This is a genomic window from Acinetobacter parvus DSM 16617 = CIP 108168 (assembly GCF_000368025.1).
In the GTDB taxonomy this organism is placed as follows: Bacteria; Pseudomonadota; Gammaproteobacteria; order Pseudomonadales; family Moraxellaceae; genus Acinetobacter; species Acinetobacter parvus.
Genome location: NZ_KB849212.1, coordinates 38,950 through 60,760, shown reverse-complemented (window position 1 = coordinate 60,760; position 21,811 = coordinate 38,950). Strand labels below are relative to the sequence as shown.

The 21,811-nt window shown below is 41.0% G+C and carries 17 protein-coding genes and 1 pseudogene; 15 read left to right on the top strand and 3 right to left on the bottom strand.

Annotated features, from left to right (window positions below):
• Window positions 1-66 precede the first annotated feature (66 nt).
• From ftsB to F988_RS06620, 12 genes are all read left to right on the top strand, one after another.
• Window positions 67-438, top strand: coding sequence for a cell division protein FtsB (ftsB, locus tag F988_RS06675; protein WP_004682033.1), 372 nt, complete (start codon window positions 67-69; stop codon window positions 436-438).
• Window positions 422-1,126: a 2-C-methyl-D-erythritol 4-phosphate cytidylyltransferase gene (ispD, locus tag F988_RS06670; RefSeq protein ID WP_004682031.1), complete on the top strand. Its 705-nt coding sequence runs from the start codon at window positions 422-424 to the stop codon at window positions 1,124-1,126. Before ftsB ends, ispD begins: the two co-directional genes overlap by 17 nt.
• 144 nt (window positions 1,127-1,270) lie before the next feature.
• On the top strand, window positions 1,271-1,747 hold the full coding sequence (locus F988_RS06665) for a DUF6438 domain-containing protein (RefSeq protein ID WP_004682030.1): 477 nt from the start codon (window positions 1,271-1,273) through the stop codon (window positions 1,745-1,747).
• A gap of 77 nt (window positions 1,748-1,824) precedes the next feature.
• Window positions 1,825-2,079 (top strand): hypothetical protein, encoded by a 255-nt coding sequence (locus F988_RS06660; RefSeq protein WP_004677348.1) that lies wholly within the window; start codon window positions 1,825-1,827, stop codon window positions 2,077-2,079.
• A 4-nt stretch (window positions 2,080-2,083) separates the two neighbouring features.
• On the top strand, window positions 2,084-2,827 hold the full coding sequence (locus F988_RS06655) for an ATPase (protein ID WP_004682029.1): 744 nt from the start codon (window positions 2,084-2,086) through the stop codon (window positions 2,825-2,827).
• Between the two features lie 103 nt (window positions 2,828-2,930).
• The gene (locus F988_RS06650; protein ID WP_004682026.1) at window positions 2,931-3,350 is read left to right on the top strand and encodes a YeeE/YedE family protein; all 420 of its coding nucleotides are present in this window, start codon (window positions 2,931-2,933) and stop codon (window positions 3,348-3,350) included.
• Window positions 3,347-3,757, top strand: coding sequence for a YeeE/YedE family protein (locus tag F988_RS06645; RefSeq protein ID WP_004677356.1), 411 nt, complete (start codon window positions 3,347-3,349; stop codon window positions 3,755-3,757). The genes F988_RS06650 and F988_RS06645 overlap by 4 nt, the downstream gene beginning before the upstream one ends.
• An 11-nt stretch (window positions 3,758-3,768) precedes the next feature.
• Window positions 3,769-4,641, top strand: a complete 873-nt coding sequence (locus tag F988_RS06640; RefSeq protein ID WP_004682024.1) for an MBL fold metallo-hydrolase — start codon at window positions 3,769-3,771, stop codon at window positions 4,639-4,641.
• A gap of 645 nt (window positions 4,642-5,286) precedes the next feature.
• On the top strand, window positions 5,287-5,871 hold the full coding sequence (locus F988_RS06635) for a uracil-DNA glycosylase family protein (RefSeq protein WP_004682022.1): 585 nt from the start codon (window positions 5,287-5,289) through the stop codon (window positions 5,869-5,871).
• A 266-nt stretch (window positions 5,872-6,137) separates the two neighbouring features.
• Window positions 6,138-7,964 (top strand): allophanate hydrolase, encoded by a 1,827-nt coding sequence (gene atzF / locus F988_RS06630; protein ID WP_004682019.1) that lies wholly within the window; start codon window positions 6,138-6,140, stop codon window positions 7,962-7,964.
• 15 nt (window positions 7,965-7,979) lie between these two features.
• Window positions 7,980-11,585, top strand: coding sequence for an urea carboxylase (gene uca, locus F988_RS06625; RefSeq protein ID WP_004682018.1), 3,606 nt, complete (start codon window positions 7,980-7,982; stop codon window positions 11,583-11,585).
• 11 nt (window positions 11,586-11,596) lie between these two features.
• Window positions 11,597-12,292 (top strand): GntR family transcriptional regulator, encoded by a 696-nt coding sequence (locus F988_RS06620; RefSeq protein ID WP_004639207.1) that lies wholly within the window; start codon window positions 11,597-11,599, stop codon window positions 12,290-12,292.
• A 106-nt stretch (window positions 12,293-12,398) separates the two neighbouring features.
• Here the strand turns inward: F988_RS06620 and F988_RS06615 are convergent, their stop codons facing one another.
• The 3 genes and pseudogenes from F988_RS06615 to F988_RS14505 form a co-directional block, all read right to left on the bottom strand.
• Complete coding sequence (locus tag F988_RS06615) at window positions 12,399-13,490, bottom strand: 3-deoxy-7-phosphoheptulonate synthase (RefSeq protein WP_004677392.1); 1,092 nt, start codon at window positions 13,488-13,490, stop codon at window positions 12,399-12,401.
• A gap of 117 nt (window positions 13,491-13,607) precedes the next feature.
• A complete protein-coding gene (locus F988_RS06610) occupies window positions 13,608-14,495 on the bottom strand; it encodes a sulfite exporter TauE/SafE family protein (protein ID WP_004682016.1) in 888 nt (295 codons plus the stop codon).
• A gap of 186 nt (window positions 14,496-14,681) precedes the next feature.
• Window positions 14,682-15,509 (bottom strand): annotated as a pseudogene (locus tag F988_RS14505) (IS3 family transposase); the annotation flags it as partial.
• A gap of 515 nt (window positions 15,510-16,024) precedes the next feature.
• Here F988_RS14505 and F988_RS06595 point away from each other — a divergent pair.
• The 3 genes from F988_RS06595 to nirD are packed head-to-tail and all read left to right on the top strand — an operon-like array spanning window position 16,025 to window position 21,591.
• Window positions 16,025-17,374, top strand: a complete 1,350-nt coding sequence (locus F988_RS06595) for an MFS transporter (protein ID WP_004682014.1) — start codon at window positions 16,025-16,027, stop codon at window positions 17,372-17,374.
• Between the two features lie 35 nt (window positions 17,375-17,409).
• Window positions 17,410-19,956: a nitrite reductase large subunit NirB gene (nirB, locus tag F988_RS06590; protein ID WP_004682013.1), complete on the top strand. Its 2,547-nt coding sequence runs from the start codon at window positions 17,410-17,412 to the stop codon at window positions 19,954-19,956.
• 24 nt (window positions 19,957-19,980) lie between these two features.
• Entirely contained in the window at window positions 19,981-21,591 is a 1,611-nt protein-coding gene (nirD, locus tag F988_RS06585; RefSeq protein WP_004682012.1) for a nitrite reductase small subunit NirD, read from the top strand.
• The last annotated feature ends 220 nt before the right edge of the window (window positions 21,592-21,811 follow it).

The window sequence follows — 21,811 nt, the reverse complement described above, 5'->3', positions numbered from 1 at the left end:
ACGAATTCAGAATCCTATAGAATTTGTGACAGGTTTTTCTTTCAAGAGGGATGTGGGGAGTTTTTCATGCTAGATGTGTTTCGATCGACTTCGAGTAAATTGATTCTGTTGCTTGTGATTGCTTTGGTTGCAAGTTTACAGTATCAATTTTGGTTGGGTGAGGGAGGCTATTTCCCTCATCAGGCTTTAACTCAACAAATTAAGCAGCAAGCAGAAATTAATACTGAGCTAAAGGAACGTAACCGTATTTTAGCAGCCGAAGTTTTCGACTTGAAAAATGGAACGGAAGCGATCGAAGAACATGCACGTTTGGATTTAGGTTTAGTTAAACCTAATGAAACTTTTGTGCAGATGAGCACAATTAGTACACATTACAAACCGATTTATATTGATCCAAATGCAAAAGTAGATGTCGCAACTAATGAAAACCCAGACTAAGCTGTGGGCTGTTGTTCCAGCCGCAGGTTTGGGCAGTCGTTTTTCAAAAACTGAATTAAAACAATATCAATATATTCAAAACTATACTGTACTTGAGCATACTGTAAATCGTCTTAATAGCTTGGATTTAGCAGGATGTGTGCTTGCAATAGGCTCACAAGATAACTTTGCCAAAACACTTTCTTTTCAGCATAAAGATAAGTTACATTTTTGCTTAGGTGGTGCAGAGCGTGTTCATTCTGTACTGAATGCCCTCATTTATTTATCTGAAATTGCCCATGAAGATGATTGGGTATTAGTGCATGATGCAGCACGTCCATGTGTGACGCAGGAAAATTTACAGCTATTGGTTAATACTGCAATAGCGCATAACCAAAGTGCAATTTTAGCAATCCCAGTTCGTGATACCTTAAAACTGGTGCACACTGAAAATCAGATTGAGAAGACAGTCAGCCGTGAATTGTTGTGGCAGGCACAAACCCCGCAGATGGCAAAATTAAAGATATTAAAAAATGCGCTTGAAACAGCATTAGCTAATCACATTGTAATTACTGATGAGGCAAGTGCTTTAGAATATATCAATCAGGCTGTACAAGTGGTGCAAGGTCGTTCAGACAACATCAAAATTACCTATGCCGATGATCTGGAACTTGCCCGATTAATTCTGCAATCACAAAATTCTCACTAGTTTTAATCCGTTTTGCTTTACATAATTTATAGTTAAATAGCCTAAGTAAAATTAGTGGAATATTAATATTTTAACATCAATATAAATCACAACAATTTCACTATTTGTTAAATTTGAACCACATACTTTATAATGGATCAACAAATGAAAAAGTTATTAATCGCGGGTGTTTTTACGTTTACATTAGTGGGTTGTGCATCTACACCACCGCAAGCTCAGGGTATGATGCAGGAAACTATTCGTTATTCATCTAGCCCATGTTTTGGTGCCTGTCCAATTTACTCAGTGGAAATTTCTCCATCTGGAGCGGTGCATTTTGATGGGAAACAATATACAAAAGTAACAGGAACCCAAGATTTAACAGTAAGCCCATCTGTTTATAAGAAGCTTCAACAAGAATTACAAACTTATCGTCCTGAAACGGGAGCAAATGTAAAGACTACAGGATGCCAGCAAACAGCAACCGATCAACCAAGTGCATATTTCTGGTGGAAACGTCCTGATGGTACGGTAACACGTTTAAGTCACTATATGGGCTGTATTTCACCAGCAAATATTGAGTTAAATAAGCTGATTGAAAACATACCGAAATTAATTGGTATTGAGGATTTAGTACATTAATGCCAAGCTGTAAAAATGGACAAAATGAGCATTTATGTTAGTATAGTTATAAGCGCAATCTTGCGGAGGAGTCATCAATGACAGCTTTTACAATCATGCAAATGAGTATGCAAGAAGAAGATCATCTTCCTGACCTTGCTGTACAAGCGTTTCGCAATGCCTTTAAGCAGGCAAGTGAATGTTCTGAAGTTGTTTATGTAAAAGATCGTCAATTGTTAAAGCGGTTCCCTAATGGTGAGATCAAAGTACTACAAGATCTTTCAACATCGTATCAATCACTTGCAACTTCTCAACGTATCTTCAAACGTAAGAAAAAGTCTGTGACTGTTTAGAAATATGCGACAGCCACGTATTCGTATGTTTGCAGGACCAAATGGTTCTGGAAAAAGTACCATCAAGGACTATTTATTGCCCCGACATATTGGGGCATATTTAAATGCAGATGAGCTTGAAAAAGTTTTAAATCAAACACAAATTCTTGATCTGAATAGTTATCATGAGTTGCTGGATGTCGAAAAACTCATTGATTTTTTAAAGACCAAAAAGAAAAAGATAAATCAACAAATATGTGATTTATTGAGTCAGGAACCTGAATTATTTGCCGAGAGACAAATCCTTTTTGCAAAAGTTGATGTCGATTCTTATCTTGCAGCCCGAATCATTGATTTTATTCGTTTAGAATTTTTAAGATTAAAGATCAGTTTTACTTTTGAGACGGTAATGTCTCACATCAGTAAAGTTGAATTTTTAAAAGATGCACAAGAACAAGGGTTTAAAACATATTTATATTATGTTGCAACAGTGAATCCTGAAATTAATATCGCACGTGTCCACTATCGGGTAAGTATAGGTGGGCATCCTGTACCAGAACAAAAGATTCGTGATCGCTATTATCGTAGCCTGGATCTGCTTATGCAAGCAGTCGAAGTCACAGATCGAACTTATTTATTTGATAATTCATCTGATGGTGAAAAGGCTGCTTTTCTAGCGGAAATTGAACAAGCCGAAGTGTTAAAACTTAATGAGAATATGACTGAATTTCCACTTTGGTTTGTCGAAAAAGTTCTATCTGATTTTTAATTACATACTAATAATCAATTGGTTAAAAGATGCGTAAAAAATAACTTTGCTTTATCACCTAATTAACATAATATAAAAACATATAATATTATATGGTGTAATGATGTCTGGTATTCTCTTAGCATTGATCGGTGGTGGAGTTTTGGGCATTGCCGTTGTGGGCTATTTATATATCAATGGTCGTATTGCAGGTATGAGTGGTTTACTTGCCCAGTTATTACAACCAAAGTCTCTGAGTGGGAATCCAGCACTTTGGTTTTTACTTGGGTTATTTCTCACACCGTTTATTTACCAGTTATTTGTAAAGCCTGAAATTATCATTGAATCCTCGCCATTCACTTTAATTGTAGCAGGGCTTTTGGTTGGCTTTGGAACACGTTTAGGTTCGGGCTGTACCAGTGGGCATGGTATTTGTGGTATCAGCCGATTGTCTCTACGCTCAATTATTGCAACGGTGACATTCATGCTTGCAGGAATGATCACCGTCTATCTTGTGCGTCATGTCATAGGAGTCCATTCATGAAAAACCTGTTTGCTTTCCTGTTTGGTGGTTTATTCGCTTTAGGTTTAATGGTCTCAGGCATGTCAAACCCTGCAAAGGTATTGGGTTTTCTGGATGTGTTCGGCGATTGGGATATTAGCCTGATGTTTGTCATGATTGGTGCAATTGCGGTGGCAATCATTCCATTTCAAAAAGCCATTCGACATCCTAAAACTTTATTGGGTGAAACGATGCTATTACCCAACAATAACCAAATTGACCAAAAACTGATGATTGGGGCTGTACTGTTCGGTATCGGCTGGGGAATTGCAGGTATTTGTCCAGCACCTGCAATTACTTTAATTGGACTGGGTTATTCACAAGCCTGGTATTTTATTGCTGCAATGATGTTTGGAATGTTTATACATCGCTTATGGGCTGAACGATAGGAGATATACTTATGCAACATCCTCAAGTCAAGGCTTTTTTTGACCAAAAGACTAATACGTTCAGTTATGTGGTCACTGATCCAGGTACACAGGTTTGTGCAATAATTGACAGTGTGTTGAATTATGATGCGGCATCTGCCTCAACATCGACTCAGGGTGCAGATGAAGTTATTCAATACATTGAAGAAAATCAGCTTAAGGTGGAGTGGATTTTAGAAACTCATGTTCATGCGGATCATTTAACCGCTTCTCAGTATTTAAAAAGCAGGGTAGGTGGCAGAATTGCCATGAGTGAAAAGATCGCGATTGTGCAGGAAACTTTTAGTGCAATCTATCATATTGATCTTAAATATTTTAATACCCATCAAACCTTTGATTATTTGTTTAAGGATCATGAGCATTTTAAAATTGGTGAGTTGGATGCCTACAATATTCCAACACCAGGTCATACGCCAGCCTGTCTAAGTTATGTGGTTGGCGATGCAGTTTTTGTGGGTGATACATTGTTTATGCCTGATTATGGGACAGCACGCTGTGACTTTCCAAAGGGGAGTGCGGAAGTCTTATATGATTCTGTGCAGCAGCTTTATAAGTTACCTGAACAGACTCGCGTTTTTCTTTGCCATGATTATAAGCCTGATGGGAGAACTGAGTTTGTGTGTGAAACCAGTATTCAAGCACAAAAGCATGGAAATATTCATTTAAATGCCAAAACAGCTAAACAGGATTTCGTGCATATGCGTCAGGCGCGTGATGCGACATTAACAATGCCCAAATTGATTCTACCTTCCATACAAATCAATATGGATGCAGGACGTTTTCCTGAACCAGAATCCAATGGAATACGTTATTTGAAATTACCATTAAATTATTTCAAGTCCTAAGCTGATTCGCAAAGAAGCCTTATTTTTGCAATAAGGTTTCTTTTTAGTTCGATTATAAATAGCCTAAGTGAATTTTAAAAATTTGCAGAATAAAACTATCTCATAAATTTAAATCAATTATTAAATATCAATGTCTTGTTTATTATCAATAAAGAAATAAAGACAGCGGATCCATTAATGCGCTGTTTTTAAAATTGAATTTGAAAATTAACTAGTCAAAACTTCTTTATTCCAGCCATAACAATTGCTAAGGCAATTGGCAAGAACAGTGTGATCAATCCAGAATCCATAACTGTTTCTTCCTTTGATATGTTTTTGTCAAAATTTTTAGAAAGCATTCTACTGTAACAATTCATCCCAGAAAAAGTTATCATAATTTTCTCTAGTAAAAATATCCCCACTTAAACAATAACTTAAAAACAGGATTTAATGTTTAGACAATGGTGACGTGTGGGCAAGTGGTTCGTGGGGAAATCGTGACAACTCAAGCAGTTTGACAAGAATTTAATTTCTTATTTTGAAGTGGGGCGAATTTGATGCAGATATGATAATCAACACTAAGAGATAGAAAGGTGATGTTTATCGTAGTAATTTGCATCCTGAGCTGCTTAAATTATTAGTGAATAGGTATTTTTTAGCGGCACGATGATAGAAATAGAAACCCATCCACTCACTCCATTTTTGCCTGGTAATGCAAAACTGCTGATGCTGGGGAGTTTTCCACCACCCCAGAATCGGTGGAAGATGAACTTCTACTATCCAAACTATCAAAATGATATGTGGAGAATATTTGGCCTGATTTTTTTCAGTGATAAAAACCACTTTTTAGATTTACCCAATAAAAATTTTAAGGAAAGTCAAATCCGTGAGTTTTTGTCCCAAATTGGAATTGGGATATTTGATACGGCCTATCAAATTAAACGCTTGCAGGGCAATGCCTCAGACAAGTTCCTGGAAATTGTGACTCCAACCGATTTGTCAGCTTTGCTTGAGCAAATACCAATGTGTAATACCATTATGACAACGGGAGACAAGGCTACAGATACGCTGATGCAGCATTTTCCAGATCAGCCTATCAAGCCCATGATCGGTCAATCGGTAAAGGTGGGTTATGATAATCGTGAGCTAAGCTTATATCGGTTGCCTTCATCATCACGGGCCTATCCATTGGCACTGGAAAAAAAAGCGGACATTTACAAACAGTTCTTTCAACAAATTGGCTTGGTTTAATTATAAAAAGAGGAGAACAGCAGGCAGCCAAAGCAATTGAACATGATTTTCAAGAATTATCCAGCTATTTAAAATCACCTAAATAATCTTATGCTGATTTATGGGGCATAGGCATTAAAATGAAGCCGTTTTGGCACCAAAGCTAAATCTATTCATCAAAAATCAATTAAATAAAAAAATAAGTTATTAATTTATAATAAAAAATGTATCTGGCACATTTTATGCTTTGATTCATCCAAACTTGTATACAAGATAGGATTCATAAAATGTATGAAATAAAAACTTTAGGCTGGACAATTTCAGAATGGCAAACAGCTTATTCAAAAAAAGAAATCCAACTTAATACTTTAAAAGATTTAGTTGCATCAATTGATCCTCAAGATAATGCGTGGATTTCGATTGCCACAGTAGCGCAGATTGAACAGCAAATTCAGGCTTTAAATCTTTTAACGAAAGATACTGAAAATTTACACAAGCAATTTCCATTGTATGGAATTCCATTTGCAGTGAAAGATAATATTGATGTGTCTGGTTTTGCAACCACCGCAGCTTGCAAGGCTTTAACCACAATTGCAGAGCAAGATGCGGAAACAGTGCGTTTGTTGAAGCAAGCGGGTGCGATTGTAATTGGTAAAACCAACCTTGATCAGTTTGCAACGGGTTTGGTGGGAACGCGTTCACCTTTTGGTGCAGTACCAAACAGTTTTAAACCTGAATATATCAGTGGTGGATCAAGCTCTGGCTCAGCAAGTGTGGTTGCTCGTGGATTTGTCCCTTTTGCATTAGCCACAGATACTGCAGGTTCTGGACGTGTACCTGCAGCGTTTAACAATATTGTGGGGCTCAAACCAACTAAAGGGCGGTTTTCAAATCGTGGTTTATTGCCTGCATGTAAAAGTCTAGATTGTATTTCGATCTTTGCTTTAACCGTTGCAGATGCAGACTTGGTTGCAAATGTTTTAGAAACCTATGATCCATTGGATAGTTATTCACGTAAACATCCAAAGAATGTTCCAGCGCATTTCTCTAGCAAATTAAAATTTGCCATTCCAGAGGAACTAAATTTCTTTGGCGATCAACTGGCTGAAAAAGCATTTCAGCAAACAGTTCAATTACTGCAAAGTTTAAATGCTGAAATTAGCCAGATTGATTTTTCAGACTTTGAGCAACTGGCGGTGCAACTCTATCAAGGTTCTTGGGTGGCAGAACGTACCGCAGCCGTTGAATATTTACTGCAAACTAATCCTGATGCATTTGATCTAACGGTATTAGACATTATTAAAAACGGCGAAAAATATTCAGCGGTGGATGCCTACAATGCAGAGTATTTAAAACAAGATTTAGCTCGAAAAATCCAACAAAGACTGGCTGACTTTGATGCCTTAATTGTTCCAACCGCACCTACAATTTATTCCATTGAGCAGCTTCAACAAAATCCGATTGAATATAACGCTCGTTTAGGAACCTACACTAACTTTACCAACTTGGCAGATTTGAGCGCTTTAGCTTTACCAGCAGGATTTAGGGCTGACCATTTACCATTTGGAATCACTCTAATTGCGCCAGCTTGGCACGATGCGGCATTGGTGCATTTTGGTAAGGCATGGCAAAACTATCTTGCACTGAAATTAGGAGCATTGGATAAAAGTCTGCCTTTAAGTTCTGTAACATCTGTTTCTCCGCATCATATTCGTGTTGCAGTCGTTGGTGCTCATCTAACAGGTATGCCGCTGAATTTTCAGCTCACCACACGCAATGCCGTGCACATCGAAACCACAACAACGTCTAAAAACTATGCGCTTTATGCTTTGAATGGAACAGTTCCGCCGAAACCTGGCTTAGCACGTCAGCAAGATGGACAAAGCATCATTGTTGAATTGTGGGATGTTCCTACTGCTCGATTTGGTGAATTTGTGGCAGAGATTCCAACACCTTTAGGCATGGGCAATGTCGAATTAGAAGATGGACGCTGGGTAAAAGGTTTTATCTGTGAGCCTTATGGCATAGATGATGCAGAGAATATTAGTCATTTTGGTGGATGGAGAGCCTATATCCAGCATCGTAACAGCCAAGCAGCAAACACAGCGAATTAATTGGGGGAAATCATCATGTTTAAAACTGTACTTATTGCAAACCGTGGTGAAATTGCTGTTCGAGCGATTCGCACCCTTAAAAAATTAGGTGTAACCAGTGTTGCAGTGTATTCAGATAGTGATCGTTATGCACAACATGTCGAAGATGCTGATATTGCGATTGGATTAGATGGTTTAAAACCAGCCGATACTTATTTGAGTATCGAAAAATTAATTCAGGCAGCTAAACAAACTGGTGCTGAGGCAATCTTCCCTGGTTATGGCTTTCTTTCTGAAAGTGCTGATTTTTCTCGCGCTTGTGAAGAAAATAATATTGCTTTTATGGGACCAACGGCTGAGCAAATTCTAGAATTTGGTTTAAAACACCGTGCTCGTGAATTGGCTGCTGCTGCTGATGTGCCGATGACTCCAGGAACAGGATTGCTGGATAGTTTAGAAGAGGCACTGACTGCCGCAGATCGTATTGGCTATCCAATTATGCTGAAAAGCACCGCTGGCGGTGGGGGTATTGGTTTGACCCGTTGTGATACGCCACAAGCGTTAACCGATGCTTACGAAAGTGTAAAACGTTTGGGCGAGCAGTTTTTCAAGGATGCAGGTGTATTTATTGAATGCTTTATTGATAAAGCGCGTCATGTCGAAGTACAAATCTTTGGTGATGGAAAAGGGCAAGTCGTTGCCTTTGGTGAGCGTGATTGTTCTTTGCAACGTCGTAACCAAAAAGTAGTAGAGGAAACTCCTGCGGCAAATTTACCTGAAGCGACACGAAAAAAACTACATCAAGCAGCCATAGAACTGGGGAAATCCGTTAATTATCGTAGTGCAGGAACAGTGGAGTTTATTTACGATGCCAATCGAGATGAGTTCTATTTTCTAGAAGTGAATACACGCTTACAGGTTGAGCATCCAGTCACTGAGATGGTGACAGGTTTAGACTTAATTGAATGTATGCTGAAAGTGGCAGCAGGTGATGAACTGGACTGGGACTATTTAAGTAATATTCAGCCGAAGGGTGCAGCGATTGAAGTACGAGTCTATGCCGAAGATCCTGTGAAGAATTTCCAACCAAGTCCAGGTGTACTGACAGAGGTTGCATTCCCAGAGGGGATTCGGGTTGATACTTGGGTAAAAACGGGCACAGAGATTTCTCAATACTTTGATCCGATGATTGCCAAGATTATTGTGCATGCTGATGATCGTGCGGCTGCGATTGAAAAACTCAAAACAATATTGGCGGAAACTCGCTTAAATGGCATTAGTACCAACTTGGATTATGCACGTGCCATCGTTTCAGATCAGCGTTTTGAATCTATGCAAATTTGGACAAGAATGTTGGATGATTTCAACTACACGCCAAATGTGATTGAAGTGATTCAGGCTGGCACTCTCAGCTCGATTCAAGATTATCCAGGTCGTACAGGTTACTGGGATATTGGTGTACCGCCATCAGGTCCAATGGATGATTATGCATTTCAGCTTGCCAATCGTATTGTTGGAAATGATGCTAAAGCCGCAGGTTTTGAGTTTACCTTAGTTGGACCAACCTTAAAATTTCATACAGATACGATTATTGCTTTGGCAGGAGCAAGCTGTACTGCATTGTTAGATGATCAGGAAATTGATTTTTGGCAACCTGTTGAAGTTAAGGCAGGACAAATTCTAAAAATCGGTCAAGTTGAATCAGGTTGCCGTACATATTTAGCGGTACGAAATGGTTTGGATGTTCCAGTATATTTGGGCAGTCGCTCTACCTTTGCGCTTGGTAATTTTGGTGGTCATGCAGGTCGTACTTTACGTGTCGGCGACATGATTAAAATGGTTGATCCAGCATTTGCTGGTGCAGAATTGCCACTTGCACATGACGAACCGCAAGCGTTGTCGGCTGACTTGATTCCTGAATATAGTAATGTATGGGAAATTGCGGTTTTATATGGCCCGCACGGCGCACCAGATTTCTTTAAACCTGAGTATGTAGAAGAGTTTTTTGCATCAGAGTGGACGGTTCATTTTAATTCAAATCGTTTAGGTGTGCGTTTGTCAGGACCAACACCAAGCTGGGCACGAGAAAATGGTGGTGAAGCAGGTTTACATCCATCCAATGTCCATGATTGTGAATATGCGATTGGCGCAATTAATTTTACAGGCGATTTCCCTGTAATTCTGGCAAAAGATGGTCCAAGTTTAGGTGGTTTTGTTTGTCCTGTGACGATTGCCAAAGCAGAACTTTGGAAAGTGGGACAGCTAAAAGCCGATGATAAAATTCGTTTTTATCCAATTACGGTTGAACAAGCCAATGAACTTGAACGTCAGCAAATTGAAAATATCCAAAACTTCGCGGAAGCAAGCAAAGTTGTAGAAACGATTGAGCCAATTCAAGAGCTTGTCAGTACGATTTTGTCACAACGTGAACCAACTGAATTGTCGCCAAAAACAGTGTACCGCCAAGCAGGTGATAGTTATATTCTCTTAGAGTATGGTGAAAACGTTTTAGATTTGGCTTTACGGTTACGTGTGCATCAACTGATTCAAATGATTCGTGATGCAAAAATTGCGGGCGTATTGGAACTGTCACCAGGTGTTCGTTCATTACAGATTAAATACGATGGCTTAGTGATTCCACAATCACAATTGATTGCTCAATTACTTCAACTTGAAGAAGAAATGGGCGATTTGAGCCAATTAAAAATCCCATCTCGTATCGTACATTTGCCGATGGCATTTGAAGACAGTGCCACTTTAGGCGCTGTTGAACGCTATCAAGAAAGTGTTTGCTCTAAAGCACCGTGGTTACCAAATAACGTTGACTTTATCCAACGCATTAATGGCTTAGCAGATCGAAATGAAGTTAAAGATATTATTTTTGATGCAAACTATTTAATTCTTGGATTGGGTGATGTGTATTTAACAGCACCTTGTGCCGTACCGATTGACCCACGTCATCGTTTACTCAGTTCTAAATATAATCCAGCTCGTACCTTTACCGCAGAGGGAACGGTTGGGATTGGTGGTATGTACATGTGTATCTACGGCATGGATTCACCGGGCGGCTATCAATTGATAGGGCGTACTTTACCAATTTGGAACAAGTTTAAGAAAAACAAACAATTTGGTGATAAACAATGGTTCTTACAATTCTTTGATCAAATCAAATATTTTGAGGTGACAGAAGAAGAACTGAATCAATGGCGCGCTGACTTTGAAAATGGTCGTGCTGAGATCAAGATTGAAGAAACAGAGTTCGATTATGCGGATTATGTAAAATTCTTAGAGAATGAAGCTGAAAGTATTGCCGAGTTTAAAGCTAAGCAACAACAAGCATTCACAACTGAAGTGGATCGCTGGAAAGAGGAGTTTGCAGCTCAACCTGAAGAACAGATTCAAGAAAATAATCACTCTGATTACAGTCATTTAGCATCATTAAATGCATCGATGACAGGTAATATCTGGAAAATTTTTGTTGAACATGGTCAAGAGGTTAAAAAAGGTGAAACTATTGCTATTATTGAAGCAATGAAAATGGAACTTCCTGTTTATGCAGAAGAAGATGGCATTGTAAAAGCTATTATTTGTAGAGCAGGGCAAACCGTACATAGTGGTGAACCACTGGTTTATATGGAATAAGGCAAGGTTGCATGAAAGAAACCAAAATAAAAACAACAAAAAGCTCAGACAATTTGTCTGAGCTGGTTTACCAACGCATCAAGAATGATATCTTTGATTTCAAACTGATGCCAGGTGAACGTTTCACTGAATCTGAAGTTGCAAAAGCTTATGATGTAAGTCGCACCCCAATCCGACAAGCACTATATCGTTTGCAACAAGAGGGTTATGTTGATGTGAGTTTTCGTAGCGGTTGGCAAATCCGACCGCTCAATTTTCGTTATTATGAAGAACTTTATGATGTGCGGATCGTATTAGAAAAAGATTCGATTCGTAAACTTTGTCAGATGGATCATCAAAACTCGGTTGAATTATCCGTTTTAAAAGATTTATGGTTGATTGAACCTCATCAATATCTAAAAGACATTAAACAATTGTCACAACAAGATGAGGATTTCCATTGCGCTTTAGTTCGTGCCTCAGGGAATAATGAAATGGCGAGAATTCATCGTGATTTGAGTGAGCGAATCCGTATTATTCGTCGCTTAGACTTCTCTAAAGATTATCGCGTTGAAGCGACTTATCAGGAGCATCAAAAAATACTGGGTTATATTTTTAATCGTAAAGTAGATGAAGCCATTCAAGCGATTGAAGCACATATCATGCAAAGTCGTGATGAAGTGAAAAAGATTACCTTACAGATGTTGGATTCGAGTCAGTTTTATTAGGCGATTGCATAGATTGTTTTTCGGTAAACCAGATTCTCAATCCATTATTATTTCAACTTCCAAATAAAAACAGGCTCATAAGAGCCTGTTTTTATCTATTTAAAGATTAGCGGTTTGGCAAAACATCTTTTAAAGCCGCATCCATTTCCAACAGGGCTTTTTCAGTAGTATCCCAGTCGATACAGCCATCTGTCACAGATTGACCATAGACGAGGTCACAAAGATTTTCAGGAATATCCTGACGGCCGCCTTTTAAATGGCTTTCCACCATGATTCCCACGATTGACTTATTCCCATCCAGAATTTGCTCCGTGATGTTCTTTAAAACCAAAGGTTGCAGGTACGGGTCTTTGTTTGAGTTGGCATGACTGGTATCAATCATGATCTTGTTGCTGACTTTGGCTTTTGCCAAAGCTGCTTCTGCTTCCGCAACAGAAGAAGCATCGTAGTTTGGCTTGCCATTACCGCCACGTAATACCACATGCGCATAAGGGTTGCCTTTGGTATTGATAATTGCCACCTGACCATTTTCATTTAGACCCAGGAAGCTGTGGCCATGCTTAACCGACTGCATTGCGTTGGTTGCAACAGTTAAGCCGCCGTCTGTACCGTTCTTAAAGCCAACTGGGGAAGATAAGCCTGAAGACATTTCACGATGCGTCTGGCTTTCAGTGGTACGTGCGCCAATCGCAGACCATGAAATCAGGTCTTGATAATATTGTGGTGAGTTCGGGTCAAGCGCCTCAGTGGCACATGGCAGACCTTTTTCATTAATATCAAGCAAAAGCTGACGGCCAATATGCAAACCCTTTTCAATATTGAATGAATCATTCATATCTGGGTCATTGATCAGGCCTTTCCAGCCCACAGTGGTACGTGGTTTCTCAAAATAAACACGCATCACCAGATATAAAGTATCTTTGACCTTTTCACTCAGTTCTTTTAAACGGTCAGCATATTCATGCGCCGCTTTTGGGTCGTGGATGGAGCAAGGGCCAATTACCACGAACAGACGCTTGTCTTTACCATCTAAAATATTACGTACAGTTTCACGACCTTGCAGTACCGTTTGAGAGGCGATGTCAGACAAAGGCAGGTCTGCTTTGAGTTCCGCTGGAGTAATTAAAGTTTGAATGCTTTTAATATTAACGTCATTGATATCTGGCTGAGAAACTGGATTTGGCTGTAGAGTATTCATTGCTGTCACAAATTCAATCGAAAGAAGAGGTTATTTTGTCTACGAATATAGCATGAAAAGCCGATTGATTAACTAGTGAATCGCATGATTTGTGCAGAATCAATCGGCAATTGGGTTTTAAACGCTGCTTGTTGCTGAACTAGTCTGTTGGATCACCATCGCCTGATGCGTTTCAACTGGTTTTGGCTTGGCTTTAATTGGATTGACCATAAAGTTGATCCCCAATGCAAATAATGTGATACCCAAAATTTTACGAATTAGTCTTTCAGGCATACGGGAGCTAATTAAAGTGCCCACAATAATGGCAGGAATTGAACCAACCAATAGCCACATCAATAATGTAAAATCGACATTACCTGATGACATATGGCTTAAACCAGCGACAGCAGTCAGTAAAACGGCGTGAACCACATCTGATCCAATAATACGAATCATAGGCAAATTTGGAAACATAATCACCAGGGCCATGATACCAAAAGCACCAGCACCTACTGAAGATAGTGTAACAAACACGCCTAGTACAATCCCCATAATAACGATATAAAAACGTTTATGTTGCAGTGCATGTTGCTCGCTTTCCATGTTGACTTGTTCACGATTTCTAAATCGATCAAAGAACTTTTCAATTTGGGCGCGGAAGACAATTGAAATCCCTGTTAAGGTCAACATAAAGCCCAAAACCATAGTCAAAACAGCTTTATAGTGTGTTGACTGGCTTAAGTAATGCTCCAGTACCCAGGAGGTTGCAAAAGAAGCGGGAATACTTCCCAATGCAAGCCAGAGCACGATGGGCCATACAATATTCAGCTTTTTGGCGTGAACAACTGAACCACAGAATTTTGAGATTGAGGCATAAAGTAAATCTGTACCAATTGCGATATGGGGTTCAATTTTAAATAAACTGATCAGGATAGGGGTCATCAATGAACCGCCCCCAACACCTGTAATTCCCACACAGAAGCCAACTAAAACACCAGCTAAAATGAACTCAATAGGACCAAACATCAACAATATGCCTAATTATGCTAAAACTCGCATATCTTATGCTTTTTTTAGATAACTCGTTGTGATGAATAGTGATTTACTTATGCAAAAAAAAGCTAAAGAATTTTAAAAACGCTTTAGCTTTTTTTGATCATTCCAATATTTTTATTGTGAACTATACCCTTGTCGGAGACTTTTTTATTTAAGTTAGGCCAACTGACCTAACGGGTTAATCTTATCATAGTACATTGCTTCAAACTTAAAAGGCGATACATAACCCAGTGCACTGTGTACACGCTTTTTATTGAACCAATCTACCCAGTTTAGTGTCGCAAGTTGTACATCTGCTAAACCTTGCCAATCTGCTTTTAAATATTCAATCACCTCTGTTTTGTATAAGCCATTCACCGTTTCAGCCAGAGCATTATCGTATGAATCACCAGTTGTACCGACTGATGCTCGTAAATTTGCTGCTTCTAAACGATTGGTATAGCGAATAGAAAGATATTGAACACCTCTATCTGAATGATGAATCACATTCTTAGGCATACCTCGATCGTGCAATGCTTGCTCAAGTGCATCGAGTACCATATCTGTATTCATCCGTGTAGATACTTTCCATCCAACAATTGCTCGTGAGAACACATCAATAATAAAGGCGCTATAGACCCAGCCTGAATTTGTTTGAATATAGGTAAAGTCAGCAACCCACAAGTGATTAGGCTGATCAGCTCTAAAATTCCGTTTCACCAAGTCAGGTGCTCGTTTTTGGTCATCTCGGCTACGGGTGGTTTGTTAGTTCTTACCTCGCCAAACACCTTGTATACCTAGCTTTTTCATTAATCAAGCAACAGTACAGCGTGCAATAATATAGCCTTCACGTTTCAGTTTTTGCCAGACTTTACGCACACCATATCGACCTGAACTTTCTTTCCAAATTCGTTTAATTTGTTCAGCATGATGCTCATCATGTAGATCTCGTTTCGCTCGATGTTCTGGATTGTCAGCGAGATCTAAAGTCTGGTAATAGGTTGAAATCATGGACTATCAGGCAGGCAACGATGATAAAGTCATTCGTATTCAATGAATCTTGAATAAATTCAGCACGTTCGGCATTGTCATCAATGAGTGAAATTTTAAGTTTTGACATATTACAGCTTTATTTTGATCCAATGATCGGTACATCTTGAACACATTTATAGGCAATTTCTGCGCCATTTTTATGCAATATTAAGCAGGGTTTTCTGCATTTTTATGATTCTTTTTTGTGCAAAAGTTTTGAAACAGTGCAATTCCATCAATGTCGTACGGGATGGCAAAGCTTATAAAGAAGTTGGGCTAGCGCTTTATCCCTAAAAAATAAGTAAAAAAGCCTTTTTTATAAAATTGGCACAGATCCTGCTAAGTATTTAACAAGATAAAAGTACTGAGTCAAAGGCGACTTATACCTGAAAATTTAGACGGCCAATGACGTCCGTTCTGTTCAATTCTGACCTGCCAAACCCACAGGCTAGGATATTTATAACGTTCAGTTCTGGAGGAAGATGGTCATGTCTTCAAATTTACAAGCTCAAAAAGCAACAAAAATAAGTCTATTCAGTTTTTCCAGCGCAGCGATGCGTGCCTTCCACATGAGCTGGCTAGCATTCTTTGTCTGTTTCTTCGCTTGGTTTGCCTGTGCGCCGCTGATGCCGGTCATTGCGGGTGAATTCAATCTGACCAAAGTACAAATCGCCAATATCAATATTGCTGCGGTTGCTATCACTATTCTGGTTCGTCTGATTGTGGGGCCTTTATGTGATAAATACGGTCCACGTAAAACCTATTCTGCATTACTGATCATCGGCAGTATTCCTGTCTTTGGTGTCGCAGCTTCTAATAGCTACGAATCCTTCCTGTTCTTCCGCTTATTGATTGGTGCCATTGGTGCCAGCTTCGTGATTACCCAATATCACACCAGCATCATGTTTGCACCAAATGTCGTAGGTACGGCAAATGCGACAACTGCAGGCTGGGGCAATGCAGGTGGTGGCGCCACGCAGGTATTGATGCCATTAATGCTGGCTGCCCTGGTGATGTTCGGTGTTGAACAGGCAATGGGCTGGAGAATTGCATTGATTGTGCCAGGCATGATGATGGTGATAGTAGGCTTCCTGTACTGGAAACTGACTCAAGACTGTCCGCAAGGCAACTTTAGTGAATTACGTGCCCAAGGCGTCAGTGTCGGCAGCGATAAAAAAGGCGGCATGGCGATTCTGATGCATGCAGCGAAAAACTACCGCGTCTGGATCCTGTTTGGTGCCTATGCTGCCTGTTTCGGTATCGAAATCTTCATTCATAACATCGTGGCAATGTACTACGTAGAAAACTTCGAGTTTGGCCTGAAAGAAGCGGGTATGGCTGCGGGGATCTTTGGTTTGCTGGCGTTATTTGCACGCGCCCTGGGCGGCATCGTATCTGACAGAATCGCACTAAGCAAAGGTCTGGATGGCCGTACCAAAGTATTGTTTCTGATGATCCTGCTGGAAGGTGTGTTCCTGGTGGTGTTCTCACAAATGAACAGTGCAATGCTGGCAATCCTGACCATGACGGTATTTGCCCTGTTTACCCACATGGCCTGCGGTGCGACCTATGCGCTGGTGCCATTTATTGATCGTGATGCACTGGGTGGCGTGGCGGGCATTATCGGTGCAGGCGGTAACGTAGGCGCAGTTGCAGCGGGCTTCTTATTAAAAGGCATGCTGGATATCCAGACCACATTAATGGTGCTGGGTGGGCTGGTAGTGATTGCTGCGAGCTGTGTATTGATGATCCGTTTCTCGGTTGAGCATAAGGAAAAAGAACAGCGTCTGTTTGAACAGGCGATCCAGGATCGCAACCTTGCTGAAGCGCAAAATTAAGACCAGATATTTTAAAATTAGTAGGAAGTAAACATATGAAAATTATCATGATTGGTCATGGCATGGTGGGCCACAAATTTATCGAATCTGTACTTGAACAGGCGGGCGATGAGGTTGAAATCACTATTCTGGCTGAAGAACCACGTTTGGCATATGACCGTGTTCATTTAACTGAATATTTCAGTGGAAAATCAGCAAAAGACTTGACCCTTTGCCGTAGCGACTTTGCGGATGCATATGGGATCGACCTGCGCTTGGGCACTAAAGCAGTTTCAATAAATCAGCACACTCGTACTGTGACTACCCAGCATGGTGAAGAGTTAACTTATGACAAGCTGATTCTGGCAACAGGTTCCTATGCTTTTGTTCCGCCAATCCCGGGGAATGACCGTGAAAATTGTTTTGTTTACCGTACGATTGAAGACCTGGATGCCATTCGTGCAGCGAGTTTAAATGCAAAAACTGGTGTGGTAATCGGTGGTGGTCTGTTGGGTCTGGAAGCAGCTAAAGCCCTGCGTGATCTAAATCTGGAAACACATGTGGTTGAATTTGCGCCACGTCTGATGGCAGTCCAGATTGATGATCTTGGCGGAAAAGTTTTACGCTCAAAAATTGAAAATCTGGGTGTTAAAGTTCATACCCAAAAAGCAACCTCATCTATTGAAGACGGTGCCAATGCCAAACATGTGATGAAGTTTGGTGATGGTGCGGAACTGGAAACCGATATTATCCTGTTCTCTGCAGGGATTCGTCCACGTGATGAATTGGCACGTCAAAGCGGGCTGGCCATTGGTGAACGTGGCGGAATCATGATCAATGATTATTGTCAGACTTCTCATCCAGATATTTACGCGATTGGTGAATGTGCACTCTGGAATAACAAGATTTTTGGTCTGGTGGCTCCAGGCTATGACATGGCACGTATCGCTGCAAAGCATGTACTACAAGAAGAATGTGCCGCATTTGCTGGCGCAGACATGAGCACCAAGCTGAAACTGATGGGTGTAGATGTTGCTTCGGTGGGCGATGCACATGCCATGACACCAGGTTCACTAAGCTACTTCTACGCCGATGAAGCAACACAGATTTACAAGAAAATTGTCGTAAACGCAGAAAAAACTAAACTGCTTGGTGCAGTGCTGGTCGGTTGTGCCAAAGAATATAACGACCTGCTGCAAATGATGCTGAATGGGCTGGCTGTACCTGAGAATCCTGAAAGCCTGATTATGCCAGGCTTCGATCAGGCGACTGCTAAAGCAGGTGGTAGCGGTGTAGATCTACTTCCAGACAATGCAACCATCTGTTCATGTAATAACGTGTCTAAAGCAGATATCTGCTCTGCGATTGCTGATGGTTCAACTTCACTCGGCGCTCTGAAAAAATGCACCAAAGCAGCAACCGCCTGTGGTGGCTGTGCGCCACTCGTCACTCAAGTATTGAAGTCCGAGTTGCAACGCCAAGGCGTAACGGTAAATAACCATTTGTGTGAACATTTTGCTTACTCACGTCAAGAGCTGTATCACCTAGTTCGGGTTAATGAAATCAAAACGTTTGATGACCTGATTCATCAACATGGGCATGGGCTGGGCTGTGACATCTGTAAACCAACAGTAGCGAATATTCTCGCATCTTGCTGGAATGATTTCGTCTTAAAACCAAGCCATGCTGGCTTGCAGGACAGTAATGACTACTACCTGGGCAATATCCAGAAAGATGGTTCTTACTCAGTAGTGCCACGTATGGCGGGTGGTGAAGTTACGCCTGATGGCCTGATTGCGATTGGTCAGATTGCTAAAGAATATGGCCTATATACCAAACTGACAGGCGGTCAACGTGTCGATATGTTTGGTGCACAAGTGCATCAATTGCCTGAAATCTGGGAAAAATTGATCAATGCCGGTTTTGAATCAGGTCATGCTTACGGTAAATCCTTACGTACCGTGAAATCTTGTGTCGGTAGCACCTGGTGCCGTTATGGCGTAGATGACTCGGTTGGCTTGGCGATCTTCCTGGAAAACCGTTATAAAGGCCTGCGTTCTCCACACAAACTGAAAATGGCTGTGTCTGGCTGTACCCGTGAATGTGCCGAAGCACAAAGCAAAGACGTGGGCGTGATTGCCACTGAAAAAGGCTGGAACCTGTATGTTTGCGGTAACGGCGGTATGAAACCCCGCCACGCGGAACTACTGGCATCTGACCTAGATACTCAAACCCTGATCCGCTATATCGACCGTTTCTTCATGTTCTATATCCAGACTGCAGATCGTCTGCAACGTACATCGGTATGGCGTGACAACCTCGAAGGTGGCCTGGATTATCTGAAAGATGTCATCGTGAATGACTCGCTTGGTCTGGCCGCTGAACTGGAACACCGTATGCAGCGTGTGGTGGGTACTTATCAGGACGAATGGCGTACTGCGATTGAAGATCCTCAAGTTCGTAAACGCTTTAAAACCTTTATTAATGCCAAAGCTGAACTGCAAAATGATCCTCATGTTCAATTTACTGAAGTACGCGGCCAGATCCGTCCGAAAACTGAAGCTGAACGTGATATCACACGTATTCCAGTAGTTGAAGCCTGATTCAAAGCATAAGGAAGAATGAAGATGACCATTTTAAAAGATATGAATGAACTGAATTGGGTGGAAGTGTGTGCACTGGATGATATTACCCCGAATACCGGTGTAGGTGCATTAATTGAAAATCAGCAAATTGCTTTGTTCCGTGTAGGACATGAAAAGCGTGTTTATGCCTTAAGTAACCAGGATCCATTTAGTAAAGCATTTGTAATGTCACGCGGGATTCTGGGTGATCTGCAAGGGGAACGCGTCGTCGCTTCACCGATTTACAAGCAGCATTTCAGTCTGGCAACCGGACGCTGTCTGGAAGATAAAGACCAAAAGCTGCTGGTATTTCCGAGCAAGATTGAAAATGGCAAAGTCTGGATCAGTCCGACCCCTCAAAAAACCTATATCACCAATAATGGCATTTCTCAGGAAAAGATGAAGCTGGTTTTGGTGGGTAATGGCCTGGCTGGTATGCGTTGTTTGGAAGACCTGCTGGATATGGCACCTGACCGTTATGAAATTACTGTGATTGGTGAAGAACCGTGGGGTAACTACAACCGTATTATGCTATCACCAGTACTTTCGGGTGAGAAAACTATTGATGACATCATGCTGCATCCACATGCCTGGTATGCTGACAAAGGCATCCGTCTGTTTGCCGGTGATCTGGCAGTTCGCATCGACCGTCCTCGTAAACACGTATATACCGAAAAGGGCGAAGTGATCAGTTATGATCGCCTGATTCTGGCGACTGGTTCCAAACCATTTGTTCCACCGATTCCAGGGAGTGATTTAAAAGGTGTACTGAGCTTCCGTGATATTTATGATGTCAACAGCATGCTGGATTACTGCAAGACCTGGAAAAATGCCGTAGTCATTGGCGGAGGACTTTTAGGTCTGGAAGCAGCGTATGGACTAAAACAGCAAGGCATGAATGTCACAGTATTGCATCTGATGGATCGCATTATGGATCGCCAGCTGGACAGTAAAGCCAGCCAGATGCTGAAAACAGCGATTGAGCAGAAAGGTATCACGATTCTGACTGCAGCGAATACCGAAGGCTTGATTGGTGAAGAGGGTCATGTGACTCAAGTCAAACTCAAAAACGGGACTGTGCTGGATGCTGATCTGGTGGTGTTTGCCGTGGGGATCCGTCCAAACATGACTTTAGCACAAAGCGCAGGCTTACGTTGTAACCGTGGTGTATTAGTGAATGACACCATGCAGACTTTTGACCCAAGTATTTATGCGGTGGGTGAATGTATTGAACATCGAGGTCAAACTTTTGGTCTGGTTGAACCACTTTGGGGCCAGGCGTTTATTTGTGCATCACATTTGGCCGAGCATGGCAGTCTGACGTTCAAAGCGCCAACTGTTCCGACTCAGCTGAAAGTAAGTGGCTGTGATGTATTTTCGGCAGGTGATTTCGAGCCAAAAGAGGATTTTGAAGATATCGTGCTAAATGATGAGAAACGTCAGATCTATAAACGCATTATTATTCAAAAAGATAGAGTAATTGGTGCCGTGCTGTTTGGTGATACTGAGGATGGTGCTTGGTATGCTGAGCTAATTGCAGATCAGACACCAATCACTTCGATTCGAAATAAACTGCTATTTGGTCGGGATTTTGCATTAAAGAAAGCAGGTTAAAAAATCAATTTGTCATGGTGAAACCAAGATCCGCGGAAACGTCATCCGCAACTGTTTGAGCCAGTACAAAATATGGGAATGAATGTTTCTGCGACCTTTTTGATACATGCCGGATGAGGGCGAGTTTTGCGGATCTTACGCCACAGTGTGGCTCAGGTTTTGCCTACTTTCCCAAAAGAAAAGTAGGTTGAACCGAAGGTTGATCCAAATAAATGAGTTG